16 protein-coding genes and 1 tRNA gene are annotated in these 22370 nt (G+C 48.6%); 8 read left to right on the top strand and 9 right to left on the bottom strand.

Annotated elements, in window-relative coordinates:
• Nucleotides 1-208: 208 nt before the first annotated feature.
• Together AB1611_08645 and AB1611_08650 are read right to left on the bottom strand one after the other, a co-directional pair.
• Nucleotides 209-3691, bottom strand: a complete 3483-nt coding sequence (locus AB1611_08645) for a helicase-related protein (GenBank protein ID MEW6379665.1) — start codon at nucleotides 3689-3691, stop codon at nucleotides 209-211.
• A gap of 1040 nt (nucleotides 3692-4731) precedes the next feature.
• Nucleotides 4732-4806, bottom strand: a tRNA-Val gene (locus AB1611_08650).
• A gap of 205 nt (nucleotides 4807-5011) precedes the next feature.
• Between AB1611_08650 and AB1611_08655 the strand changes: the two genes are divergently transcribed.
• The 5 genes from AB1611_08655 to AB1611_08675 all read left to right on the top strand — a co-directional run bounded on the left by AB1611_08655 (nucleotide 5012) and on the right by AB1611_08675 (nucleotide 11146).
• The gene (locus AB1611_08655) at nucleotides 5012-5650 is read left to right on the top strand and encodes a LysE family transporter (protein ID MEW6379666.1); all 639 of its coding nucleotides are present in this window, start codon (nucleotides 5012-5014) and stop codon (nucleotides 5648-5650) included.
• A 326-nt stretch (nucleotides 5651-5976) separates the two neighbouring features.
• A complete protein-coding gene (locus AB1611_08660; protein MEW6379667.1) occupies nucleotides 5977-7659 on the top strand; it encodes a hypothetical protein in 1683 nt (560 codons plus the stop codon).
• 11 nt (nucleotides 7660-7670) lie between these two features.
• The gene (locus AB1611_08665) at nucleotides 7671-9032 is read left to right on the top strand and encodes a hypothetical protein (GenBank protein ID MEW6379668.1); all 1362 of its coding nucleotides are present in this window, start codon (nucleotides 7671-7673) and stop codon (nucleotides 9030-9032) included.
• A gap of 231 nt (nucleotides 9033-9263) precedes the next feature.
• Nucleotides 9264-10622: a hypothetical protein gene (locus tag AB1611_08670; protein MEW6379669.1), complete on the top strand. Its 1359-nt coding sequence runs from the start codon at nucleotides 9264-9266 to the stop codon at nucleotides 10620-10622.
• Nucleotides 10623-10951: 329 nt separating this feature from the next.
• Entirely contained in the window at nucleotides 10952-11146 is a 195-nt protein-coding gene (locus AB1611_08675; protein MEW6379670.1) for a hypothetical protein, read from the top strand.
• A gap of 69 nt (nucleotides 11147-11215) precedes the next feature.
• Here the strand turns inward: AB1611_08675 and AB1611_08680 are convergent, their stop codons facing one another.
• On the bottom strand, nucleotides 11216-11425 hold the full coding sequence (locus AB1611_08680) for a hypothetical protein (GenBank protein ID MEW6379671.1): 210 nt from the start codon (nucleotides 11423-11425) through the stop codon (nucleotides 11216-11218).
• Between the two features lie 12 nt (nucleotides 11426-11437).
• Here AB1611_08680 and AB1611_08685 point away from each other — a divergent pair, with 12 nt between their 5' ends.
• A complete protein-coding gene (locus AB1611_08685; protein ID MEW6379672.1) occupies nucleotides 11438-12808 on the top strand; it encodes a hypothetical protein in 1371 nt (456 codons plus the stop codon).
• Between the two features lie 176 nt (nucleotides 12809-12984).
• On the opposite strand, the gene AB1611_08690 is transcribed toward AB1611_08685, so the two are convergent.
• From AB1611_08690 to AB1611_08700, 3 genes are all read right to left on the bottom strand, one after another.
• Nucleotides 12985-13176: a hypothetical protein gene (locus AB1611_08690; GenBank protein MEW6379673.1), complete on the bottom strand. Its 192-nt coding sequence runs from the start codon at nucleotides 13174-13176 to the stop codon at nucleotides 12985-12987.
• Between the two features lie 195 nt (nucleotides 13177-13371).
• Complete coding sequence (locus tag AB1611_08695) at nucleotides 13372-14745, bottom strand: sigma-54 dependent transcriptional regulator (protein ID MEW6379674.1); 1374 nt, start codon at nucleotides 14743-14745, stop codon at nucleotides 13372-13374.
• Complete coding sequence (locus AB1611_08700) at nucleotides 14735-17017, bottom strand: PAS domain S-box protein (GenBank protein ID MEW6379675.1); 2283 nt, start codon at nucleotides 17015-17017, stop codon at nucleotides 14735-14737. The genes AB1611_08695 and AB1611_08700 overlap by 11 nt, the downstream gene beginning before the upstream one ends.
• Before the next feature lie 822 nt (nucleotides 17018-17839).
• Between AB1611_08700 and AB1611_08705 the strand changes: the two genes are divergently transcribed.
• Complete coding sequence (locus AB1611_08705) at nucleotides 17840-18586, top strand: hypothetical protein (GenBank protein ID MEW6379676.1); 747 nt, start codon at nucleotides 17840-17842, stop codon at nucleotides 18584-18586.
• A gap of 196 nt (nucleotides 18587-18782) precedes the next feature.
• On the opposite strand, the gene AB1611_08710 is transcribed toward AB1611_08705, so the two are convergent.
• The 3 genes from AB1611_08710 to AB1611_08720 form a co-directional block, all read right to left on the bottom strand.
• On the bottom strand, nucleotides 18783-19337 hold the full coding sequence (locus AB1611_08710; protein ID MEW6379677.1) for a hypothetical protein: 555 nt from the start codon (nucleotides 19335-19337) through the stop codon (nucleotides 18783-18785).
• 974 nt (nucleotides 19338-20311) lie between these two features.
• A complete protein-coding gene (locus tag AB1611_08715) occupies nucleotides 20312-20797 on the bottom strand; it encodes a hypothetical protein (protein MEW6379678.1) in 486 nt (161 codons plus the stop codon).
• Nucleotides 20798-21157: 360 nt separating this feature from the next.
• Nucleotides 21158-21346: a hypothetical protein gene (locus AB1611_08720; protein MEW6379679.1), complete on the bottom strand. Its 189-nt coding sequence runs from the start codon at nucleotides 21344-21346 to the stop codon at nucleotides 21158-21160.
• 141 nt (nucleotides 21347-21487) lie between these two features.
• Between AB1611_08720 and AB1611_08725 the strand changes: the two genes are divergently transcribed.
• Nucleotides 21488-22273 (top strand): DUF72 domain-containing protein, encoded by a 786-nt coding sequence (locus AB1611_08725; GenBank protein MEW6379680.1) that lies wholly within the window; start codon nucleotides 21488-21490, stop codon nucleotides 22271-22273.
• The last annotated feature ends 97 nt before the right edge of the window (nucleotides 22274-22370 follow it).

The following is a 22370-nucleotide window of genomic DNA, read 5'->3' on the forward strand; positions in this document are numbered from 1 at the left end:
GACTTTCATCAGGACCTTGCCGGATTGGTTGTTCTCTGCGTCTCTGCGTCTCTGCGGGAGATCTTTTTTCCCTGTGTGCTTTGTGTCCTCTCTATATTATAAGCTTGGCTTATGTAAGTGCCATTCTTACTAGAGGTATTTTATCAAATTTAACCTATTGTACCCTAATCAAAAGACTCCGCCTGCGAACTTTTATGCGACATTCTCCCTACCCCTTAACCCCCTTGGCTCTCACTTCATCCCAGCCTACAACGTATCTGACAACTTCAACCCTTTCTTTATAATTCAGGTTCTCCGCCGGATTCTGAATGATCATAAGCTCTGCAAGCTCTGGTTTTGAACCAGCCTGAAAGACCACATATAGATAGTATTCATCCTTGAATCTCTCCGCCTTGAACCATTCATTTTGAGTCAAAGCCACAGCGCCTACTCCTGCCCTGGCTTTAACCTCGATGTAGCGCATCCTTCCATCACTGTCCTTGGAGCGGATGTCAAAACCGAGATCCTCGATGGAGACATCTTCAGGCACTCTTCCATTCCTGATCTCGTATTTCATTGCTTTTTCCATTCCAACGCGCTCAATTTCAGGATCGCTATGCATAGTCTTGTCAAGCCGCTCTGGGGGCTGTACCCTGATGATACCGACGAAACGAGGCATGTTCATGGTCAGACTTTTTTCTTTTTGGATCAGGTCCTGAAGCTCTTTCAGGGCCTTTTCATATTCTTCTTTTCTTTCTTCTTTGTTTCTAATGACAAGATCAACATTTTCACCCTGGTTCCTCCGGTCATACAGTGAGATCAACTGCCTATCGAGTTCCAGTATCAGGTAATCCAGCGACTTGATACCATATTTTTGCTTGATTTCTGTCTGCCGAATACGTTCTTTAGCAATCTCGGCCTTATATTCTTCCAGTTTTACAATAACGCTCTTAGCTACCTGACGCTTAAGGGCCTCTACATCAACGGCAATATCCTTTCCATCCTTCCCTCGCTCGATACTCGGCATCTTCCCTCTGTTCTCCTCCTCCCTGTTAGCCCCGCTATCTGCCGTTTTCTTTTTATCTGCCTCCTCCAGGTCCCAAATTATGGCAGGGGAGACCGGCCTAACCTCGCTGCCAGTGGTATAAAACCCAAAAAGCCTTTTTCCGGCCACATCACCAGTGCCGTCTTTAATCTGGCCCTCATAGAAGAGAATGTACCCATTGAGCAATCCATCAGGGTCGATGAAACGCGCTCCTACAAGAAGCGAGTTTAAAAAGTTATTCTCTATCCAGACCATCATGGCTTCAAAGAGGGGATGGCCAAAGGAGATAAACTCTGAGTCAGAGTTCTTGAAGGCAACCTCTTTATCGAAGGTTACCTTGGGGTATTTCTTCAGCAGCCCGCCATAGGATTTCTTAAAGGTGTCCTGATCGGCAATTTTTCGGATCTCGAAGGGAATGGAATCTATGGCCAGGAATCCATCCTTGCGCACCCTGAGCTTTTGTTCTGCCTGTCCTGACTGGGCCGCATGCGAGAATGCCTTTTTGAAGAAACTCTCCGTATATTCAGGGATAAGGCGGTATTCCCGTGCCCGCTGCTCCATCTCCTTGATGCGGGTATAATCGATGTAGTGGGTAGCCAGACTCTCACCAAGGTTCTCCTTGACCTTGGCTATGTAGTCGTTATCTACGGTGATATCGATCTCTTTGAGAATCTCATCAATGGTTCTGGCATTGGCTGCCGCTTCCATCAGGAGTTGGGAAAGGTTTTTGTTGTAGAGCACTTCATTCAGGACATCGAATACCTTATCGCTTCCCAGTGCCCGCCCGATCTCTGCCAGTTTTTCAAATAGCTTATATAATACTTTTCCTTCACGGGTATCCATAGCCACCAGGTTAAAGACGTAAACCTCCTTTACCTGCCCATAGCGGTGTATCCTGCCCATGCGCTGCTCAAGGCGATTGGGATTCCAGGGGATATCATAGTTTACCATGAGGTGGCAAAACTGAAGGTTAATACCCTCTCCGGCTGCTTCCGTGGCTACTAAAACCTGCGTTTCAAGCTTGAATTTTTTCTCAGCCTCTATCCTCTCTTCAAGCTTCATCCCACCATGAATGGTATTGGTTGCATATCCCCAATTCCTGATTTTCTCCTCAAGATACTTCAACGTGTCCTTTGACTCGGTAAAGATAAGGATTTTTTTGTCATCTTTCTCTGGATAGATCTCCTCCAGGTGTCTAAGTGATTTCTTGAGCTCCCTTATCTTTATCTCTTCCTCATGGTGAATAATGTCCCTCGACCGGTCAATGAGATCCTCAATAGTCCTTATCTCTTTCTCCAGCTCCTCTCGGTTTTCAGAAACGCTTAAGGTTTCCCAGACCTCTTCCTCTTCCCATCTTTCCTCTTCGCTCATGTCTTCTACGGTATCGAAATCGGTAACGCCTTTATGAGGAGTGCCATTATGCGTGCCTTTATTGGAGCCCAGAGCACCCTTACCCTTTTCCTGCGGGCCTTTCGGAAGATCCTCCAGCCGTTTTTTCCTCCTCTCCAGAGAGCACAGGAGAGCAAAGGTGCTGGAAGCCAGGCGGCGTTGCAGGATCACCAGAGCAAAGGCCACATTTCTCTTTTTGTCCTTCATGAGGGCCTTGTTGTACTGCGTATTCACATACTCTGATAAGGCATTGTAGAGCTCCTTTTCCTTGGGTGATTCGACTCCCAGGTTGAAAGGAACAGTATCGACATACCGTGGCAGGAAAAGCGGCTGGCCCTCAAAATCCTTCAGATCCTCTTTGACTCGCCTGATAAAGAGGGGATTATCCTTGTTAGCGATGGACTCTTGAATGATCTCATTGGTAGCGTAGAAGCCTGGTTCCAGGAGGTCTAAAAACAGTCTGAAGTTTTCAGGATCTCCTTTGTGGGGTGTGGCGGTTAAAAACAGCAAGCGGTCAGTGATACGGGAGAGCACTTCACCTAACCTGTACCGGCTGGTCTTTTCCGTTTTATCCCCGTATCGGTAAGCACTCATTTTGTGGGCCTCATCAACAATGACCAGATCAAAGTGAGCGGCAGATATGGAAGGGAGAACATCATCTCTCTTGGCAAAGTCAATGGAGGTAATGATCTGATTCTCCCGCATCCAGATATTTTCTCCATAGAGGGCACCCAGAAGACCACGGTCAATCACCATGAACTTTTCTTCAAATCTCTCGGCTAATTCCCTGCGCCATTGATCCTTGAGGTGCCCTGGTGCCACGATCAGGGTTCTCCTTGCCAGGTGGCGAAGCTTCAGTTCCCTGATGATGAGTCCGGCCATGATCGTCTTACCGGCCCCAGGGTCATCAGCAATCAAGAACCGAATCCTTGGGATCTTCAGCACATACCCATAGACAGCCTCGATCTGGTGGGGAAGCGGATCAACCTTGGAAGTATTCATGGCCAGCAGGGGATCATACATGGAGGCAAACCGATAACGGGTCGTCTCAACTGCCAAAAAGACCTTCCAGGGATCTTCAGAGAAATCAGCCTCCATCCCCTGGATGAGAAACTTCGAAAACTCATCGCGGGAAATAATCTGGTCAATATGGCCTCTGGAAAGGGTAGTGGCACCAACAATGTGGATGTACTCTCCCTCTTCCTCAATAAATTTAATTTCAACCGGCTCCGGCCAATAAGATCCCTCGATGACACTTCCTGGTTTGATGCTATCCATGTCTGTTACCTTAACCTTATCACCCTTGTTCGAGCGATCTATTATTTCTTATCCGAGTGCTACGGTGTATCTGTTATTTGTCATCCGAGTATTATGGGAAGCATGCTACCTGTTATTCGAGTGCTGCCGATATCCCATGATTCTCAGACAGTTACAGTTATCATCGATATAAAAGTATACATTTCTATAGAGTTTGATAATAATGCCAAAGTCCGCCTCAAATATAGCCCCATTTTTCTTAAGGAGTTCTTCCGGCACACCACCTTGGACATAGTACTTTGTCCATTCTTCAACTGGGATATCGGATGGGTCTTTAAACTCCAAAATGGATTCTCATAGAGAATCCAATACCCCTTCTACAATCACTGAAGCAGTTATTTCCTCACCCGAATCAGCATCCTCATATACAACAATATCTTCACGCCCCCCTTCTTCAAGATCTTCATTTGACAGGGCATGATAGATTTTTTCGACATCGTACTCCCTGGCACCACAGGGTTCACACTCCAGATTATACCCAGGCAGTATGCTCTTCAGAGAATCTAAAATGTATTTTTCAACCTTCAGAAAACCACGTCTTCCATTATCTTAGGCTTTGCCATCTATGCTGATGTGCTCAGAAAAAGGTTACGATAGAATTTTTTCAATATCTCAAAAAATAGTAATATAAAATGGGTATATTTGCAAGAGATACATCAGGCGACCAATATGATTTCTATGATTGCAATAATGGTTGGTTGAAAAATAACCATCACCCCCACCCAGACTCCCCCCTCAAGGGGGAGGGGAGTTATTGAGGCTTTCATACAAGATGGGGAACATCTGTCGGCTAGATAAAGTAATCCCTTCGTTCAGGATCTCCTATCGTATAGAACTTTTGGATCATGGAAGGATAGTCTATGAGGAAAGATTTAAAAGCTCACTTTTTGAAGGGTGACGATGGAGTGAAATATGTAACCTATGTGGGGAATGATCTGGAAAGCAAAAAATGGAATGGCAGGTGTTATTGCTTAATTGGTTGATATTTACTAATAATTTAATGGTGGGCGATACTGGGATCGAACCAGTGGCCCCTGCCGTGTGAAGGCAGTGCTCTCCCGCTGAGCTAATCGCCCATGAATAATACCCTGTAGGGTTATATCTTTAACAAATTTTCTTTGTTATGTCAAGCAATTCGTTCAACTCCCGGATGTTCCCATTCTTCTTCTCTTCGAGGGATAATACAATCCCGTGAGGGACAATATCATGAGCTGAGGAACTACCTGCCTTCCGGACATCATGAGTATTCCCTTTATTTTCAAGGTATGATAAACTTCGCTCATGAATTCACTTGGCGGAATTTTTATCACCTCATTCCTGCTTGCCTTTTCCGGAGCGGTTGCTCCGGGGCCGGTGCTGACCATGACCATTGGTGAGGCTACCCGGCGGGGGTTCTGGACTGGACCGCTGATCATTCTTGGGCATGGGATTCTGGAGTTACTCCTGTTTGTAGCTGTTATATCGGGTGCTGGCCGCTTTCTCACCTTACCGGCTGTCAAGGAGACCACCAGCATTCTGGGAGGCGGCATTCTGGTCTGGCTTGGAATCGGGATGATCCGGCAATCGAACCAGGTCCAGGGCACTCTTATGGCTGCCTCACCAGGCGGCACTTCAAATCTGGTCCTTGGCGGATTCCTGATCAGTATTTCCAACCCGTATTGGACCATCTGGTGGGCAACGATTGGACTGAGTTACATTGCCCTGTCACTTCCCTTCGGCAGGTGGGGACTGGCCAGCTTTTACTGCGGCCATATTCTGGCCGACTTATGCTGGTATACCTTTGTTTCCGGGATCATTGCCCTGGGGAAAAAGACTATCTCACCGAAGGTCTACCATTTCATTATCCTGCTGTGCGGTCTATTTCTTCTTATTTTCGGCCTCTATTTTTCCTATTCCGGGTTCCATTCTTTCCTCAGCTAACCTCATCATATAGATAGCGCGTAGATAGCGCGGTTCCCTTTCTCCTTTGTGCCTTTGTCCCTCTGTGCCTTTATGCCTGAGTAGTTACCTTCTCCCTTTCTTTCTCCTCAATATACACGTATTTTGGCCTCAAATCAAATCTATAAATTAGATTAAAAACACTAAAGATTTATTTTATTAACGTACGAAAAGAGATTAAAAATTACTACATGTTTTTACCAATGACTCACCAGGCACTGAGAAGGGAGGGTAACATGAACAAAGCTGGAAAACTGCCCATAAAAACACTTATAAAAACACTTATAAGATCAGTTTTAAAACCACTCATGATGACAAGCCTTCTTGTTTTTATTCTCTGGCATTACGCCGGGGCAGAGTGCTGGGAAGAGGTTGTGAGCAATGGATTCGGGGAGTTTAGTAACGATTATGCCTGGAGTATGGCAACTTTTCAGGGGAAACTGTATGTCGGAACACTCAATTCGCTGAGGGGGGCAGAAATCTGGAGCAGCAGCACCGGTGAACAATTCACCTGGAGGAGAGTGTACAACACGCTGACTGCCAGTAATTCGGGGATACGCTGTCTGTATGCAGATGGGGATAAGTATCTTTATGCCTGTACATCCAGTGTATCTGGAGCTGATATAGTAAGAACCGGCAATGGGTACTGGTGGATCCCTATCAGCAGAAGGGGTTTGGGAGATATGAGAAACACCACCGTTCGGTGCATGGCCCGGTTCGGAGAATATCTTTATGCCGGCACCGGCAGCAAGATAGCCAGGTTGTACCGAAGCCGGGATGGGCTGAGCTGGGAACCGGTCAATACCGGAATGGAATCCACTCTGGTCAAGTATCCGAAAACCTCGGTCGAGGTTATCAATAACATCCTGGTTGGAGAGCTGGAGGTATTTAACGGCCATCTCTACGCTTTCACCTGGACTGATGATCTGGCCGCGATTCGAGGCCCCTTGAGCAGGGTCACACTCAATGAACCGATCCTGAATGCTGCGCATTATATTCCAGGACATACTCCAGGATATACTCCAGGATTTCAGGGCGAAAATCATACTGTGGACGGCAATGCCGCCGCTGCCGCCGCCGCTGCTGTCGATGATACTGCTTCTCTTGCTGCTGCTGCTGACGATGAAAAAACGTTTAAGAGTAAGTACGGATTCCTGGTACCAAACTATTTCAACCTCCAGGTATCGCGGGCTCCCGGTGCCTTTGAGGTGTGGCGAAGCAGTAATGGGACAAACTGGGAAAAGGTGGTGGGTCAGAATGATATTTACGGCAATGGGATGGGCTTTTCTCTGTACGATGCGGATAACCTGATGAACGATCTGGTTACCTGCGTGGCTGTTTTCAGGGATCAGGAGTCCCAGAAGGAGCATCTCTACCTGGGAACAGGCAATAGTGAAGGGAAAACAGGCATATGGAGAACATCCGAAGGTACCCGATGGGTGAAGGTTTTGGATTTTTATGAATTGGGAGAAAGGAATAACTTTTATGTCTGGCGTATGATCCCATTCAAGGGAAGGCTCTTTGTCGGCACCTTTAACATGGGACCGGCTTCAGACCCTGGAGTAACCGGAGCGCAGATCTGGGTATCCGATACCGGCACACACGGCAGCTTTCACAAGCTGGTAGGCGATGGTTTTGGTGGAGACACCATAAGATTTTCAGGGATAACCATCCCGAAAAACTATGGAATTCGCTCCTTCGGCATCCTCAACGATACCCTGTTTGCAGGTACCGCTACCATGCTCAGCGCGGTTGTTCCGGGCTTGCCGTTTGGAGTGACCATCGCTGGCAAATATTCCGGCTGTGAAATCTGGAAACTGGTCCCCGACGAGGAGTGCAACCAATATTTACCAGCCCCGGCTGCATTGTCAGGTTCATCGGAACAAGTCCAGCCTTCAGGCAAAATCACCCGGTCTTCAAATACCACACCAGGCACTGCGAATAATCACCGCTGGCAACGATTATCAGGTAAAAACCCAACCTATCGGTAAGGAGAAAGAACATGAAAAAAGCTATTAAACTATTCATCATAACCAGCTTATTTATCCTTTTCTTCCACAATTCCTCCAGGGCGGATCATTGGGAGAGGGTTGTCGGTAAGGGATTCGGCGATCCAGCGAATGATTATGCCTGGAGCATGGAAACTTTCCGGGGAAAGGTATATGTCGGAACACTGAATCCCATCCGGGGTGCAGAAATCTGGTGCAGCAGCAGTGGAGAACAGGGGACCTGGAAAAGAACCTATAATGCCCGCACTCCCCTGGCCAATCTTGGGGTGCGCAGCCTGTATACCGATGGCAATCAGGCTTTGTATGCCTGTACCTTTAATTTCAGCGGGGCTGAAATTTTACGGACAACAGATGGGCAATCATGGGACAAGGTCAAGAAAAGCAGGGGAGGGGAAAACCGGAAAGATGATACCATCAGATGCATGATCCGGTTTGGAAATTATCTGTATGGAGGAGGCGGTGGTAAAGGGGCTCAGTTGTATCGAAGCAGGAACGGCTCGAACTGGACAATGGTCAAGACTAATCCGAGCTTTGAATCAACCAAGGTACCTGATCCGAATACCGGCGATATGGTCACCAACAATATTCTGATCGGAGAGATGGAGATCTTCAAGGGTCAGCTCTACGCCTTCACCTGGACCAGGGACATGGATATGGGCAACCTGATCGGGCAGGATATCAAGGACATGGCAGCACTCATTCCCAACTCTCCGGGAGCCTTCGAGATATGGCGGAGCAGCGATGGGACAAATTGGGAAAAAGTGGTCGGTAAGAATGATCCGTATGATAATGGAATGGGTTTTTCCCTTCATGATCCTGAAAACCTGGCCAACGATGTTGTTACTTCAGTGGCGGTATATAAGGGAAAGTTATATCTGGGAACCCAGAATGATAATGGGAACAGCAGCATCTGGAGAACAGAGGATGGAGAGGAATGGGAAGAGGTTCTGGATTTTTTCAGCCTGGGCGAAAAGTTTAATTTCTATGTCTGGCGCATGATTCCCTTTAACGACAAGCTGTACATCGGTACTCTGAATGTGGCCCTGAACTATGGCAACGGCTCAGCAGCAGGAGGCGAAGCAACCGGTGCTCAGGTCTGGGCTACCGACTCAGGTGATCGCGGTACTTTTTACAATCTCGTTCATAATGGATTCGATGGCGAAACCATATCTTTCAAAGGTAAGGACATTCCCAAAAATTACGGCATTCGCTCCTTCGCCATTCTGGAAGATACTCTTTTCGCGGGTACGGCAACCATAGCCAGTGTTCCCGTTCCGGATGATGATGATCCGGGCCGGAGAACCATTGCCGGCAAGAATGTTGGCTGTGAAATCTGGAAGCTGATACAGGACTAGGGCGGGCAGGGGGTATTCCTCCTCACGGGATTTATCTGGGGTATCTGTTCATTATGACCTTGCGGATGGGGGACCGGCACAGGTGCAATTTACGGCTTGTATATGATAAATCGGTAAGTTGCCAGAAATATGTAAAAAAAGGTTAAATGTAATGTTGTCTTATACACGAAAAGGTATAAAACGTGTATAAATTTAGTAATGAACAGATTAACCTTAATCGTGGAGAGGATCATGAGAAGAGCTTTGAGATTATCAATCATGGCAGCCGGTTTTTTAGTTTTCATATTGGTCCACAATTGCAGTGCAGAAACCTGGGAGAGGGTTGTCAGTAACGGCTTTGGCGATCCGGGTAACGATTACGCCTGGAGTATGAGCATATTTAAAGGGAAATTATATGTCGGGACCCTGAATATTACCGGAGGAGGTGAAATCTGGAGAAGCAGCAACGGGGAGGCGGGAAGCTGGCAAAAGGTTTACGATCATATCCCTCTCTCCAATCTGGGGATACGGCATTTGTATGCTGACAAGGACCAGGCTCTTTATGCCTGTACGGTAAGTTTTACCGGCGCTGAGATTTTAAGGACAACCGATGGGCAAAAATGGACCAGGGTTGAAAAGGGAATGGGAAACCGGGCTGATATTGCCTTTCGATGCATGACCCGGTTTGGAAATTACCTGTATGCCGGCGCCGAAAACTCGGCAGATAAAGGGGCACAGCTCTATCGAAGCACAAACGGCCTCAGATGGAGCCCGGTTATGACCAAACCCGGCTTTGATTCGACGAAAGTTCAAGATCCTAACACCGGCAAACTGGTTATCAATAATATCATGATCGGAGAACTGGCGGTCTTCCACGATCAGCTCTACGCCTTTACCTGGACAAGAGAAGGCAGACATTCTGACGTTATCGAGTACATGCTCGGTCTGGAAGCTGATAATCCCAGGGTTCAATCGCCTCCTCCCGGTGCTTTTGAGGTGTGGCGAAGCAAGGACGGAGTCAATTGGGAAAAGGTGGTGGGCCAGGATGACCCGTATGGTAATGGTATGGGCTTTTGCCTTCACGATCCTGATGGATTGTCCAATGATGTCGTCACCTCAACCACGGTTTTCAAGGGGCAGTTATACCTGGGAACCATGAATGATAATGCCTGCAGTACTGTCTGGAGAACGGCTGATGGGACGCAGTGGACCAAGGTACTGGACTTCTTTGACCTGGGAGAGAGAGCCAATTATTATGTCTGGCGCATGATTCAGTTCAAGGATAAGCTTTTTATCGGGACTAATAATGTAGGGCCGATTACAGCTCCCGGAGTGACCGGAGCGCAAATCTGGGCTTCCGAGTCGGGTGACCGCGGCACCTTTTACAACCTTGTTCACAATGGGTTTGATGGAGAAACCTGGTCCAATGGTTCGGGTGTAGAAATACCGAAAAATACCGGCATCCGTACCTTTGCTGTTTTCAATGATACCCTGTTTGCAGGTACAGCTACGATACCGAGCGTTCTTATAGTTAACAGGAACAGCCTGGTTGATCGGCTGACTATCGCTGGCAGGGATGCAGGATGCGAGATATGGAAGATGGTCCCCTGAGATTATGATTGAGAGGCGAAAGCCGGGAGCCAGAGATCTTCGAGGTGACTAAAAAGACACCTATTCTGGCTCCTGCCTTTTTTCCGGATTTCCGCCATTTTAACACCTTTTTCTCTAACTCTTTCCTCTCTCCTGCTGGCAGGGATTCACCCCGGCGTTCTCATCATCCCCTCGAATATCTCCAGTCAGCCAATTATTTCCGATACTTGGGTACCAGGTGCCAAAAATCAAAAAAATAAATAAAACAGGATAAAGATTAAATTTATTAACGTACGAAAAGAGATGTAACACCACTGGTCATAATCACTCTCAAAGCTAAAGAGGTTTGCATGAAAAAGGCCATTAAATCGATTATCATTGTCGTACTTCTCGTTCTCTTCCTGCACCCTTCCTCTCATGCAGAACAGGCGAACCGGGTTATACCTGGCGGAGAGTTTATCGTGCTCTTCCCTTTACCAGTTCGGGAATACGCTCAGCCAGCCGGTACCGTCAGTGGCCAGTGGTCAGCAGTTGGTGATCAGTGATCAGTAAGTAAGAAAAATGATAATTAAAAACCGATTCGCTTATATTTATTTTAACCAGCATACCGTTTGTCATTCTCGCGTAAGCGGGAATCTAGAAATAGCTGCAATCTCCGGATTCCCGTTTACGCGGGAATGGCAGGACTTAATGCCTTTTAAAGGTATGATACTTACCAATGTGAGCGAACCGATTAATTTTTTACGTTCTTCCACCATTTGTTTCAGCGGATAGTCTGATGTACTGATAATTGTGTGCAGGTATTCATAATCTTCAACGAACATAGGGAGGGTCACATGAAAAGGGTTTTGTCATTACTTATTACCGCTGCCTGTTTGATTCTCTGTCTGAACTGCGGCTCCTTTGCAGAAGAATGGGAACAAGTCGCCAGTAATGGGTTTGGCAATCCATCCAATGATTATGCCTGGTGCATGGCTACGTTTAAAGGAAAATTATATGTTGGAACCCTCAATACTCTCAGTGGTGGGCAGATATGGAGAAGCGGCACAGGAGACCCTGACAGCTGGGAAATGGTGTATGATTCTCGCTCTTCCATTTTCTCCAATGCCGGGGTGCGTACCTTATATTCTGACAATGATCAGGCCCTCTATGCCAGCACCTTGAACTCTCTTGGGGCTGAAATCATGAAAACGACGGATGGGAAATCCTGGAGCCTGGTGAAAAAAGTGATCGGGAGGCGGTGGAATACCACCATCCGGTGCATGGTCCGTTTTGGAGACTATCTTTATGCAGGTGCGGGAGGCTACGGAGCCCAGTTATATCGGAGCAAGGATGGCGTGAATTGGAGACTGGCCAAGACCAATCCGCCCTTTCAGTCTATCAGGGTCTATGATCCCCAAATCGGGACAGCGGTTGTCAATAACACCATGATCGGAGAGCTGGCGGTTTTCCATGATCAGCTCTATGCTTTCACCTGGACCAAAGAGGCCAGATATCGTGATGTGGCTGACCATGTCTTCGGTTACGAAGTGGACAGACCGACTTATTATTCCAACTCTCCCGGTGCTTTCGAGGTGTGGCGAAGCAGTGACGGCATCAACTGGGAAAAGGTAATCGGTAAGGATGACAAATACGGCAATGGAATGGGACTGAGCCTGCGTGATCCCGAGGGTCTGGCCAACGATGTAGTTACTTCAGCTATCGTTTTCAACGATCGGCTGTATATGGGCACACAGAACGCCAATGGAAACAGCTCCATCTGGCGAACATCCGATGGGACGACATGGACCAAGGTGCTGGATTTCCTTGAGTTGGGAGAGATAGCCAATTACTATGTCTGGCGCATGATTTCCTTCCAGGACAGGTTGTTTGTCGGCACCATGAATGTTGGCCCGGCTACAGCCCCAGGGGTGACCGGAGCACAGGTCTGGGTTTCTCCATCCGGTGATCCCGGTTCGTTTCAGAATCTCGTCCACAATGGCTTCGACGGAGAAAGCTGGACCAACGGCGCAGATCTGGAAATACCCAAAAATATTGGTGCCCGTACGTTCGGCATTCTGAACAATACTCTTTATGTAGGCACGGCTGTCATACCAAGTGTTTTGATTCCACGGAGATATAACGGCGGCGGATATAAATTCGGCGATCGTCCGTTAGCGATTGCCGGAAGAGATGTCGGGTGCGAAATCTGGAGGCTGGTCCAATAGCAGGCCTCAGCACACGGCGCGGGAATTACCCGGCCAGATGGATGCTGCTTTCCCTGGAGCTATTTTATACTGCGAACGGGTGAAGATTGAACTTTTTGCTCAGGAGTCAGAAGTCAGAAGTCAGGAGTCAGAAGTCAGAAGTCAGGAGTCAGAAGTCAGAAGTCAGGAGTCAGAAGTCAGAAGCCAGGAGCCAGAAGAAGGTAAAAGAACTCCTTATTTAAGATGGCCCATACCTCCTTCTGAATTCTGACTCCTGACTCCTGGCTCCTCTGGAAAAGTTCAGTTCTAAGCCGTTTATAGTATAATGTAGGGTGGGGCTGCTTTTTTGCCTCACCAGATACCGCCATTATGGTCGCTGCCTTTCTCATGGGAGAGAGCCATCCTCCACTCCCTCGCCCCCTTTTTGGGGGAGAGGGCTGGGGTGAGGGGGCTGTTATTTAACCAGCCTCGTAATTCCCGCGACCTGTACTTCAGCCAGCCACCTCCGTAACAAACTGGTAATGCTCCCTACAGGCACAGCTTGGAATTAAGGACCCGCAGACTATCCTTGAGTGAAAGAATTCTCATGCAATCCCCAGCTTGATGAGTTTATACCGGAGGGAAGAGTAGGGCATGCCGAGGATTTTGGCTGCCTCACGGCGGTTCCACCGGGCATCTTCGAGGGCAATGAGGATTTTTTTGCGCTCCCGCTCCTCACCTGAACAGCCCGGACAGGAAGGAGCTTCAGGCTTGTGTTCTTTCGGCAGGTTGAGGTGTTTTGGCTCGATCAGGCCGGAGCGGCACAGGATAGCCGCCCGCTCGACCATGTTGCGAAGCTCCCTGGCGTTGCCGGGAAAGCTGTATCCAGCGAGCACATTCCTGGCCTCGGGTGAAAAGCCTTCAACGCGAAGGCCGCGACCGATCAGGTAGGTTGAAAGAAAATGTTCAGCCAGGGGAATAATGTCCGAGGGTCTTTCCCGGAGAGGCGGGAGTTTGATGGTAAACACATTGAGCCGGTAGAACAGATCCTTGCGGAACTTGTATGATTCGACAAGCTCTTCCAGGGGAACGTTGGTCGCGGCGATTACCCGGATATTGACATCGATCTTCCGTGCTCCGCCCAATCGCCGCAGCTTGCGGGTTTCCAGCACCCGGAGGATTTTTGCCTGGGCCTGGGGGGAGAGGTCGGCGATTTCATCCAGAAAGAGGGTGCCTCCGTCAGCCAGTTCGAAGTAGCCTGCCTTGTCAATGGCAGCTCCGGTGAATGCACCCCTGACATGGCCAAACAGCTCGCTCTCGACCAGGGATTCCGGCAGGGCAGGGCAGTTGACGGCGATGAATGGCCGGTCATCCCCGCCGGTCATGAAGTGGATCTGCCGGGCGGCAACCTCCTTGCCGGTACCGGTTTCTCCGCTGATCAGGATGGTCTCGCACCGGGCCTTCACGGCCAGTTGTATCTGTCCGCGCACTTCGGCGATAGCCTGGCTGACCCCCACCAGGCAGCGGTTCCTGTGGCGGATATCTTCCGACATCTGTATCCCCCTGATGGTTTCCTTCAACCGGCGGTGACCCTGGCGCAGGTGGCGGATGCGCATCGCTTTTTCCAGAACCGCATCCAATTCGAGGAGCTTGACCGGTTTGGTGAGAAAATCCGCCGCTCCCAGTCTCAGGGCCTGAATGACGGCCTCCATATTCCCGTGGCCGGTAATAATGACCGCAGACAATTCAGGCCGAATATCTCCCATTGCCGACAGCACCGAGAGCCCGTCCATGCCCGGCATTCTGAGGTCAACAATGGCCAGATCATAATCATGGGCTTCGACTAATTTGAGCGCGGTATCTCCTGCCGGGGCATGGGTCACCCGATGCCCGCAGTCCTCAAGGTAGGGGCCTACGGTCTGATGCACGATTTGCTCATCGTCAACCAGCAGAATGCGTAAGCGTGGTTCATCCGCCATAGTTTATTCCTCCCGGTTTCTGCCTCATGGCCGGCAGGGTCACAGTTACGGCTGTACCCTGATTGACCACCGATTGAATACTGATTGTGCCCTGAAAACTCTCGACGATCGATCTCGATATCGTCAATCCAAGTCCGGTTCCCTTATCCGGATCCTTGGTAGTGAAGAAGGTTTCAAATACCTTGGGTATCAGATTCTGGGGAATGCCTACCCCATGATCGATCACCTCGATCTTCACCAGGGAACCTGACTCTGACTTCTCTTCAAAGGTACGCACAACGATCCGGCTGGACCGCTCAGGGCAGCCAGAGCCTGGCAATCTGGATTCCGGCGGGCCGGTTTTCAGTTTATCCGCAACTGCGTCACGGGCATTGTTGATCAGATTCAGGACGACTTCTTCCAGTGAAAAGGGGTTGGCCAATACGGGAGGAAGGTCTTCAGCCAGCTCACAATCGAGAATGAATCCCCGAAAACGCAGTTGTGCTCCAATAAGCTCCATGCATGATTTGATGGCCTCATTGACCTGCACTGGAAGGAGCTCGGTATGCTCGGATCCCCTGGCAAACAGGCGTGCATGCTCGATCACGTGGGTCATCCGGTCGGTTTGATCGACAATGAGCTGGATCTTTTCTTTTATCATTGCCTCCGGTATATTCCAGCCTCTTTTGAAGCCGATGAGGATGTGCTCGGCCAGCCCGCGAATGCCCAGCAGAGGCTGGTTCAACTCATGGGCCATGCCGGTGGCCATTTCACCGAGGGACCGCAGGCGATCGGAGACGATCGCCCTGGCCCGCTGCTCCTCCAACTGGCGTTCGGCTTCCTTCCTGGCTTTTTCCATCTGGATACGGTCAGTGATATCGATACCCAGCTCGAGAATCATCCGGGAATTGTCTATGTCGGTAAACAGGGTATCGTACATCTCGTAGATCCGGCCATCGGGGGCAGTGAGCCTGCGATTCAGAATCTCCTGTTCGTGCAGCAGGACAGCAGCGATCCGGCAATCCGCACAGGGCTCCTGCAATCCATGCAGTATCTCGAAGCAGCGCTTTCCCTTCGGATCATCGAAGATTTCCCGGAACGCGCGGTTGGCAAAGGGTATGGAATAGTCAGGAGACTGAAGATAGACAATGGCCGGAAGCACATCCAGCACGGCAAAGAGCCGCTGCCGCTCCTCCCTGGCCACTTTCCCCTGGCGCAGCAGTTCTTCCGTCCGCTTGCGTTCGGTAATGTCTTTGAAATCCTCCACAATGCCGATCAATTCACCTTCAGGGCTGCGAAAGGGAGTGGCGGTCATGATGCAGGTTATCTTATCGCCGTTTATACGCCACTTTTCCACATCGTACTCGACGTGCTCTTCACCGCCCATGATCCTGGTCAGCGGACAGTCCGGAGTATGACAGGTAGTGCCGGGAAACACCTCGAAACATTTTTTCCCGGCCATTTCAACCTTGCGCTGGCCAGCCAGAAGAGTGAAAGTATCATTGATCCTCAGCATGTTGAAATCCCGGTCGATTACCCGCATGCCGTCAGCCGCGGCATTGAAGATCTGATCAAGCTGCCGGTGAGCCACCTTGATCGCATCCTCGGCGCGCTTGCGGTCGGTAACATCCCGGAAAACAAGAACGACTCCGATAATATTTCCTTTCTCATCCTTAATCGGTGCGGCACTGTCGTCGATGATCAGTCTCACGCCGTTTCTCGCCTCCAGAATCGTGTTATTGTCCAGGCTGACCACATCGCCTGCCCGGATCACTCTGGATACGGGCTCTTCTTTTGGTTCACCGGTCCTGCCGTCAAGAATGATAAATATTTCCGAAAGAGGTCTCCCTACCGCCTCTTCCTCCTTATGACCGGTGAGAACCTGAGCAGTAGGGTTCATAAAGGTGATATAGCCATTGATGTTGGTGGCGATCACCGCATCTCCAATGCTTTTCAAGGTGGTAAAGAGCCATTCTCTGCTTTCTCTGGCTGCTTCTTCCGAGTGCTTGATGGAGACGAAAAGAGGGGCAATCCAGGCTGCTCCGGTTACCATAAATGTTGACAGCACCAGCCCGACCAGTTCATTGGTCAAGTCGGGCAAATAGGACGTATCCCCTGAAATTACCCGGAATAAGGGGATGGAACGCCGCACAGCCATGAGCAGGATTGCTGTCGAGATGAGTATCCAGGCCTTGCGCTTTCCCGTGATCCGAATCAGCCTGAAGGCCAAAAAGGCGGCTATCGTCTGAAGCAGTAAAGAAACGCTCAGAATTACAATCCCCAGAGCAACCATGCCGGCTTTTTCCTTTCAACAGCGGCAGCAGCAGCAGATCAGCCAGATACTTTGCTGTCCTGCACCCCCTGCAGGAGGGCTGGAGTATATTTCACCATATTGCCGGGGATCATAATATGGATGTGGAACCTGTGATCAGGAAGTATTTATCTAAGATTATAGCATAGTCAAAAAGAAGAGATCAAAAGTAAAAAAGGGAAGTTAAGGTGGTGCCGGAGAAGATTGCCAACATTTGCCTCTGACAAAAATTGTCCATATGACCAAAAATAAGCAGTCGGTGATAAATTCAAATATTATTGGCATAACCCTGCACTGGTAAACGAAGAATGACCCTGCAAAGGTGCCAGGGTTTAATCGCTTCTCTGATACCGGAGAAGCGATTTCACGACCCTTCTCACTCTGATCAACCATCTGATAAACCAAGCTTTTTTGATTATGAACCACTCCCCTGCACCAAATGGCATCTCTTATGCGTTCGGCCTTCGATAGGATTGACAATTCAGTTTGACAATAGTGAACCTTTTGGCTTTTTTGTAACTACTCAGGTAAATAGGCTGTAGGCATTGAGACTGGAGGAGAAGACAATGTGTCCCGACCACAAGGAAAAGCCTTTAGACTAACAGCCTTCAGCCTGCAGTCTGCAGCCTCTTGCAGCCTTACCAACCTGAGTAGTTACTGTTTCCCTTGATAACACCCTGGGGGAATACCTTGGAAAGGAGAGAGTGACAGCAGCAAAGATACAAGTATTGGGAATAACGGGAAACCTTTTATTAAGCACGGCAGTCCTTCAGACTGCTGAAAAACGAAAGGAAAAAAGGAAAAATGAAAAAAGCTGGTTTGTATTACCTGATTACCCTGACCGCGATAGCGACAGGTATCTTTTTATATTCTCCTGTCCATGCCCAGGATTCTCCCCTGCTTAAAGATTTTACCTTCAGTGCTGATTATGCTTATTACACTAAATACGTGAGCAAGGGTTTCACCTGGGATAATGATCCGGCCCTGCAGGCAGGATTCTATATGGGTTTTCATGGGCTGACCCTGACTGTCTGGGACAGTATGGATATCAGAAACCAGGAAGGGGTTGTTTCTGATGAAGTCGATTATGTGGCTGAATATGCCTACAGCATCAAGAGACTGAAACTCAGCATCGGCCATGCCTACTTCGATTATCCAGGCACTAATCTGTTCTCCAGAGAGATATCAGCGGGTGTTGCCTATGATATCCTTCTTTCCCCCTCGCTGTCCTGGAAGATCGATTACTCGGATGAAAAACGGGGTGGAGCGGATGGAAACTACGTAGCTGTTGCCATTGCCCATAGTTTCCCGGCGGGCAAGCTGATGAGTGTGGACCTGTCCGGGCATGTCGGATACAATGATGGTTATTTTATTCGGGGCAAAGGCGGTGATGTAGCCCTGACCGCAGGCTTGAGCATTCCCTTGACCGACAAACTGACCTTTAAGCCGAACATCAACTATGCCCTTCCCTATGCTGATCAGGCCGATGAACAGGACGGCAACCAGGACAGCAGGGTATTCGCCGGTGTAGTCATGGGGTACAGCCTGTAACGTGACAATGGTGAATGAGGCAGATTGCCTCGATCATACTGGAATGACCGTGATACCGTACGGTGTACTAACAAAGAAACAAGGGCAGAAGCGGCATCTGCCCTTGTTTCTTTGCGGAGTTGAGGAGAACTGCCTGGTAATTCTCGATGGCAGCACTACCCGATAATTGAGATAATCGCACTTTTAAATAATCGCACTAGATAATCGCACTTGGCGTCAGGAATACCGGCACAGGCGGCGGACCGGGCACAGCAGGTGGCCCTGCAGGAGCAATAGTCTTGAGGTAGGCTATCAGGGCTGAATTGCCCAGTGGTATATTCGTCGTGAGCCAGGTGGAGCTTGTTATCGGCAGTGTGGCATAGTTGGCCGGCAGAGTCAATGGCTTGGGCAGGCCTGCGCCGGTCAGAAGTCCGGTTGCTGGCCAGAGGTTAACCCCAAGGAGGGGATCATAGTAGGCCAGGCCAAGCGGAGTATTATACAGCAACCAGGGATTTTTCAGAGCCGGGTTCCAGGTTAATCCGGGTTGCACGGGTAAAACGGTAGTCGGGGTCAGACTGGTTACGATCGGGGTCGGCAGCCCGGAAACAGGATCAACAGGGGACAGGGCAGGGGACCAGAGCGGCCACAGCGTATTATAGGGCGGCATGGCCATCCAGTTCTGGGCCTGAGCAATTGGGGAACAGACGAAAAATACAGCTATAATACCGATCAATGCCAAAAAGATATAACTGGGGATTCTCTTAACAACCATTTTCAACGCTTCCTCCATCACTTTACGAGTCGAAGATTAAAGTGATCTCAAAAATGGCTAACGAAATTAATTCCTTCCGTATTCCAAACACCCACTTCCAAACTTCTTGCCTAACTTCCTTTGAAACTTCTTATTGCACTTACTGCTTTCAAAACTACCCATACGACAGAAAACCTCATCCCTTCAAAAACTTATTCCCTTCACCTCCTTTTTTGTCAGGATCCCCGCCGCTTTCTTAAAGCCCATCAGAATATTCCCTCAATCCTCTCTCATCATGAAACTCTCAGGATTTTGGTATGCTTGCGGCGGACCGAATAAAAGCACGACAACCCGACACCTTCGGATTCTCCTGCTTGTTGTTTTTAGGGAAATCAGCAAATTTCACCCAGGGTAAATCCTGAATCCTGGCCGAGGGCCATTGAATATAGGAAAAAATACGAGCTGTTTGATAAGGAAAAATAACAACCGCGTGATGAGGAAATCCTACAGGACAGGGAACTGAATTCGAGCATGAAGAATTGAGTTATGGATCAAGCTCAAAGAGTATAGGGTGAAATAGCAGCCTCCTCCTGATTTTCAAATCATTCTCATGGAATAAATACAAATTGAACGGTCACGAGTGTAAAATGAATAGCTATCCTTATATACACTCCTGACTTACGACAATATATTTTTGCTTCCTCAACTTCTTGTTATGAGCATATTTGATGCCATACTGCTAACTGATTGTCTTATAAAGATAAACATGAGGACATTTTGAAAGGCTGGGAGACCCGTTCAGACCAGGAAAAGAATTCTCCATATTTTTTCAGAAGAGGGTAAGCAAAATTGGGTGGCGGGAGGAATGACTAGAATCCATTTGCTCTTATATATCCGAGAGCTATGGAGGACACATAAAATTTATGGTATTTTTACCAAGTTTTCAGATAAAGGATAAGCCCTGATAAAGTGAGCCCCTGAAAAAATTCCAGGGGTTACGCCTGGCCAGATTTTGTATCAGCACCGGCATCGAGTTTTTGGATATGGCGATACTCGTTGAGAATGGTTTCATAGATAAGCTTGTTGGGAATGTATGGCGGCTTAAGGAATATCCCCTCACCGCCGCGGAATATCTTCGATAAGGCGGCAGCCGTACCCGCGGACCTGCTCATACCGGCATCGCACTGGCAGATGATCATCTCGACTTCATGGAGATGGCTGTGAACAAATTCCAATATTCTCCTGGCATGAAGCTCATGAAAAATCTTGTCCTTTGGTATGCGGGGAGCGCCAAAATTGTACAGGCTCCGAAAATATACGCCATCTTCCGTATCCCAAACTGCGATCCTCAATACTCCCTTGCAGTTTTTTTCCGGAATATCAGGGAAGAATTGATCATCATCGGTCATTGATATGACTATGTGCGGAAAGTCAATGTATGCCTTTTGGATATCATACCTGTTCATGGTCAATATGTTCATTGTCCCGTCCCAATAATGGTTATCGGATATTTGCCTGCCAGTATCTGAAATTAGCTTGGAAGTTCAATTTTATCATTGAAAGATCAATACTACAAGAGACTTTTTGGCTATCGGCGGCGAATGCCTGAGCATTTTTTCCAGTTTTATATTTGTGCTTTATACTCACTGGGTGTTAAAATATATATAGCTGCTATTGCTATAAGCCAGGCTCGGTTAGGCTATCAGCAGGGTTTCGCCAGGAGAGCTCAAGACCGGAGCTTATAGCAGCCGCAGCGACACTTTCATATTTCTCCTTTCATTCTGGCGAAACCTTGCTGATGGCAATTGAGCCGGAAATCGGCAGGTCTCAAGGTATTCCACTCACTCTTTCTTTTTTGCCTCGAAATCTGAAAACGCCCAATAACCGAGAATAACCAGGTTTATCGGAGAAATAACGGACAGTACCCCATAGAGGACAGGGTTTTTGCCATGTTTGGCAGCTATCTTGCCAAAGCATACCGCGATGTAGACAATAATAAGGAAAACGCCTATTCCCCCGAAGACGTGCATCGTGAATACCTCCTTCCGAAAGGTTCGTAAATTGTGTCCTGCTGCCTGGGTGATAATAGATAATTCGGCGAAATCGAATACTTGCTCATTATGCTCGCTCCAAATATACCTGGGAAAGTTCCCGGTGAGCAGAGCCGATATATGAACAGGAGGTTATACAAGAGAGGGATGGATCGGGACATGAATACGAGCGGACCCGGAAGAAGAATCAGGATTGGCTGCTCCGGATGGAGCTATCCTCACTGGAGGGGACGGTTTTATCCGGAAGGAATGAAGCAGGATGAGTGGTTTGCTTTTTATAGCTCTTCCTTCGACACTGTCGAAATTAACAACACCTTTTACCAATTGCCGCAAGAGGATGTTTTTCGCCGATGGGAGAAGCAAGCCAGTGGAGAATTCGTCTATGCTGTCAAGGTTAACCGCTATCTTACCCACGTGAAAAAGCTTCATAATGCCCGTGATCCCCTGGAGAAGTTCATTGCCCGTGTCCGACTGCTGGGAGGGAAACAGGGACCGCTTCTCTATCAGCTGCCACCCCGCTGGACAAAAAATTATCGAAGGCTGGAAAGCTTTCTCGATCTGTTGCCCGGGGATATGATTCATGTGTTCGAATTTCGGGACCAATCCTGGATGTCGGATGACATTTTCCATCTTCTGGATCAGCACGGATGCTCGTTCTGTATCCATGATATGCCCGGTTTGAGCTGCCCCCGCACGGTTGTGGGGCCGGTCTGCTATCTTCGCTTCCACGGGACTCAAGGGAAGTATCAGGGAGGATACTCCGAGCCCGCTCTGAAAGAGTGGGCTGCATGGATTGAAGAACAGGCAGGAGATGTCTACGCCTATTTTAACAACGATGCTCTGGCCCATGCTGTTTACGATGCCAGGCAACTGAAGGATTATCTCAAGAGCAGTCTGAGCCGATAAGGGCTAACCTGGAATAGTGGTAATATATGATTACATCTTGACTATACCTGGAAAATAATCTATTATGGAAAAATATTAAGATCGGGTTTCAAGATAA

The sequence above is a fragment of the bacterium genome (assembly GCA_040755755.1).
Classification (GTDB): Bacteria; SZUA-182; SZUA-182; order DTGQ01; family DTGQ01; genus DTGQ01.

Bases quoted from the DNA above. Each gene is read 5' to 3' on its own strand.
- AB1611_08715 (MEW6379678.1), bottom strand. From the start codon at position 20,797: ATGAACATATTGACCATGAACAGGTATGATATCCAAAAGGCATACATT.
- AB1611_08670 (MEW6379669.1), top strand. From the start codon at position 9,264: ATGAGAAGAGCTTTGAGATTATCAATCATGGCAGCCGGTTTTTTAGTT.
- AB1611_08660 (MEW6379667.1), top strand. From the start codon at position 5,977: ATGATGACAAGCCTTCTTGTTTTTATTCTCTGGCATTACGCCGGGGCA.
- AB1611_08685 (MEW6379672.1), top strand. From the start codon at position 11,438: ATGAAAAGGGTTTTGTCATTACTTATTACCGCTGCCTGTTTGATTCTC.
- AB1611_08710 (MEW6379677.1), bottom strand. From the start codon at position 19,337: ATGGTTGTTAAGAGAATCCCCAGTTATATCTTTTTGGCATTGATCGGT.
- AB1611_08645 (MEW6379665.1), bottom strand. From the start codon at position 3,691: ATGGATAGCATCAAACCAGGAAGTGTCATCGAGGGATCTTATTGGCCG.
- AB1611_08680 (MEW6379671.1), bottom strand. From the start codon at position 11,425: ATGTTCGTTGAAGATTATGAATACCTGCACACAATTATCAGTACATCA.
- AB1611_08690 (MEW6379673.1), bottom strand. From the start codon at position 13,176: ATGAGAAAGGCAGCGACCATAATGGCGGTATCTGGTGAGGCAAAAAAG.
- AB1611_08720 (MEW6379679.1), bottom strand. From the start codon at position 21,346: ATGCACGTCTTCGGGGGAATAGGCGTTTTCCTTATTATTGTCTACATC.
- AB1611_08675 (MEW6379670.1), top strand. From the start codon at position 10,952: ATGAAAAAGGCCATTAAATCGATTATCATTGTCGTACTTCTCGTTCTC.
- AB1611_08700 (MEW6379675.1), bottom strand. From the start codon at position 17,017: ATGGTTGCTCTGGGGATTGTAATTCTGAGCGTTTCTTTACTGCTTCAG.
- AB1611_08665 (MEW6379668.1), top strand. From the start codon at position 7,671: ATGAAAAAAGCTATTAAACTATTCATCATAACCAGCTTATTTATCCTT.
- AB1611_08705 (MEW6379676.1), top strand. From the start codon at position 17,840: ATGAAAAAAGCTGGTTTGTATTACCTGATTACCCTGACCGCGATAGCG.
- AB1611_08695 (MEW6379674.1), bottom strand. From the start codon at position 14,745: ATGGCGGATGAACCACGCTTACGCATTCTGCTGGTTGACGATGAGCAA.
- AB1611_08655 (MEW6379666.1), top strand. From the start codon at position 5,012: ATGAATTCACTTGGCGGAATTTTTATCACCTCATTCCTGCTTGCCTTT.
- AB1611_08725 (MEW6379680.1), top strand. From the start codon at position 21,488: ATGAACAGGAGGTTATACAAGAGAGGGATGGATCGGGACATGAATACG.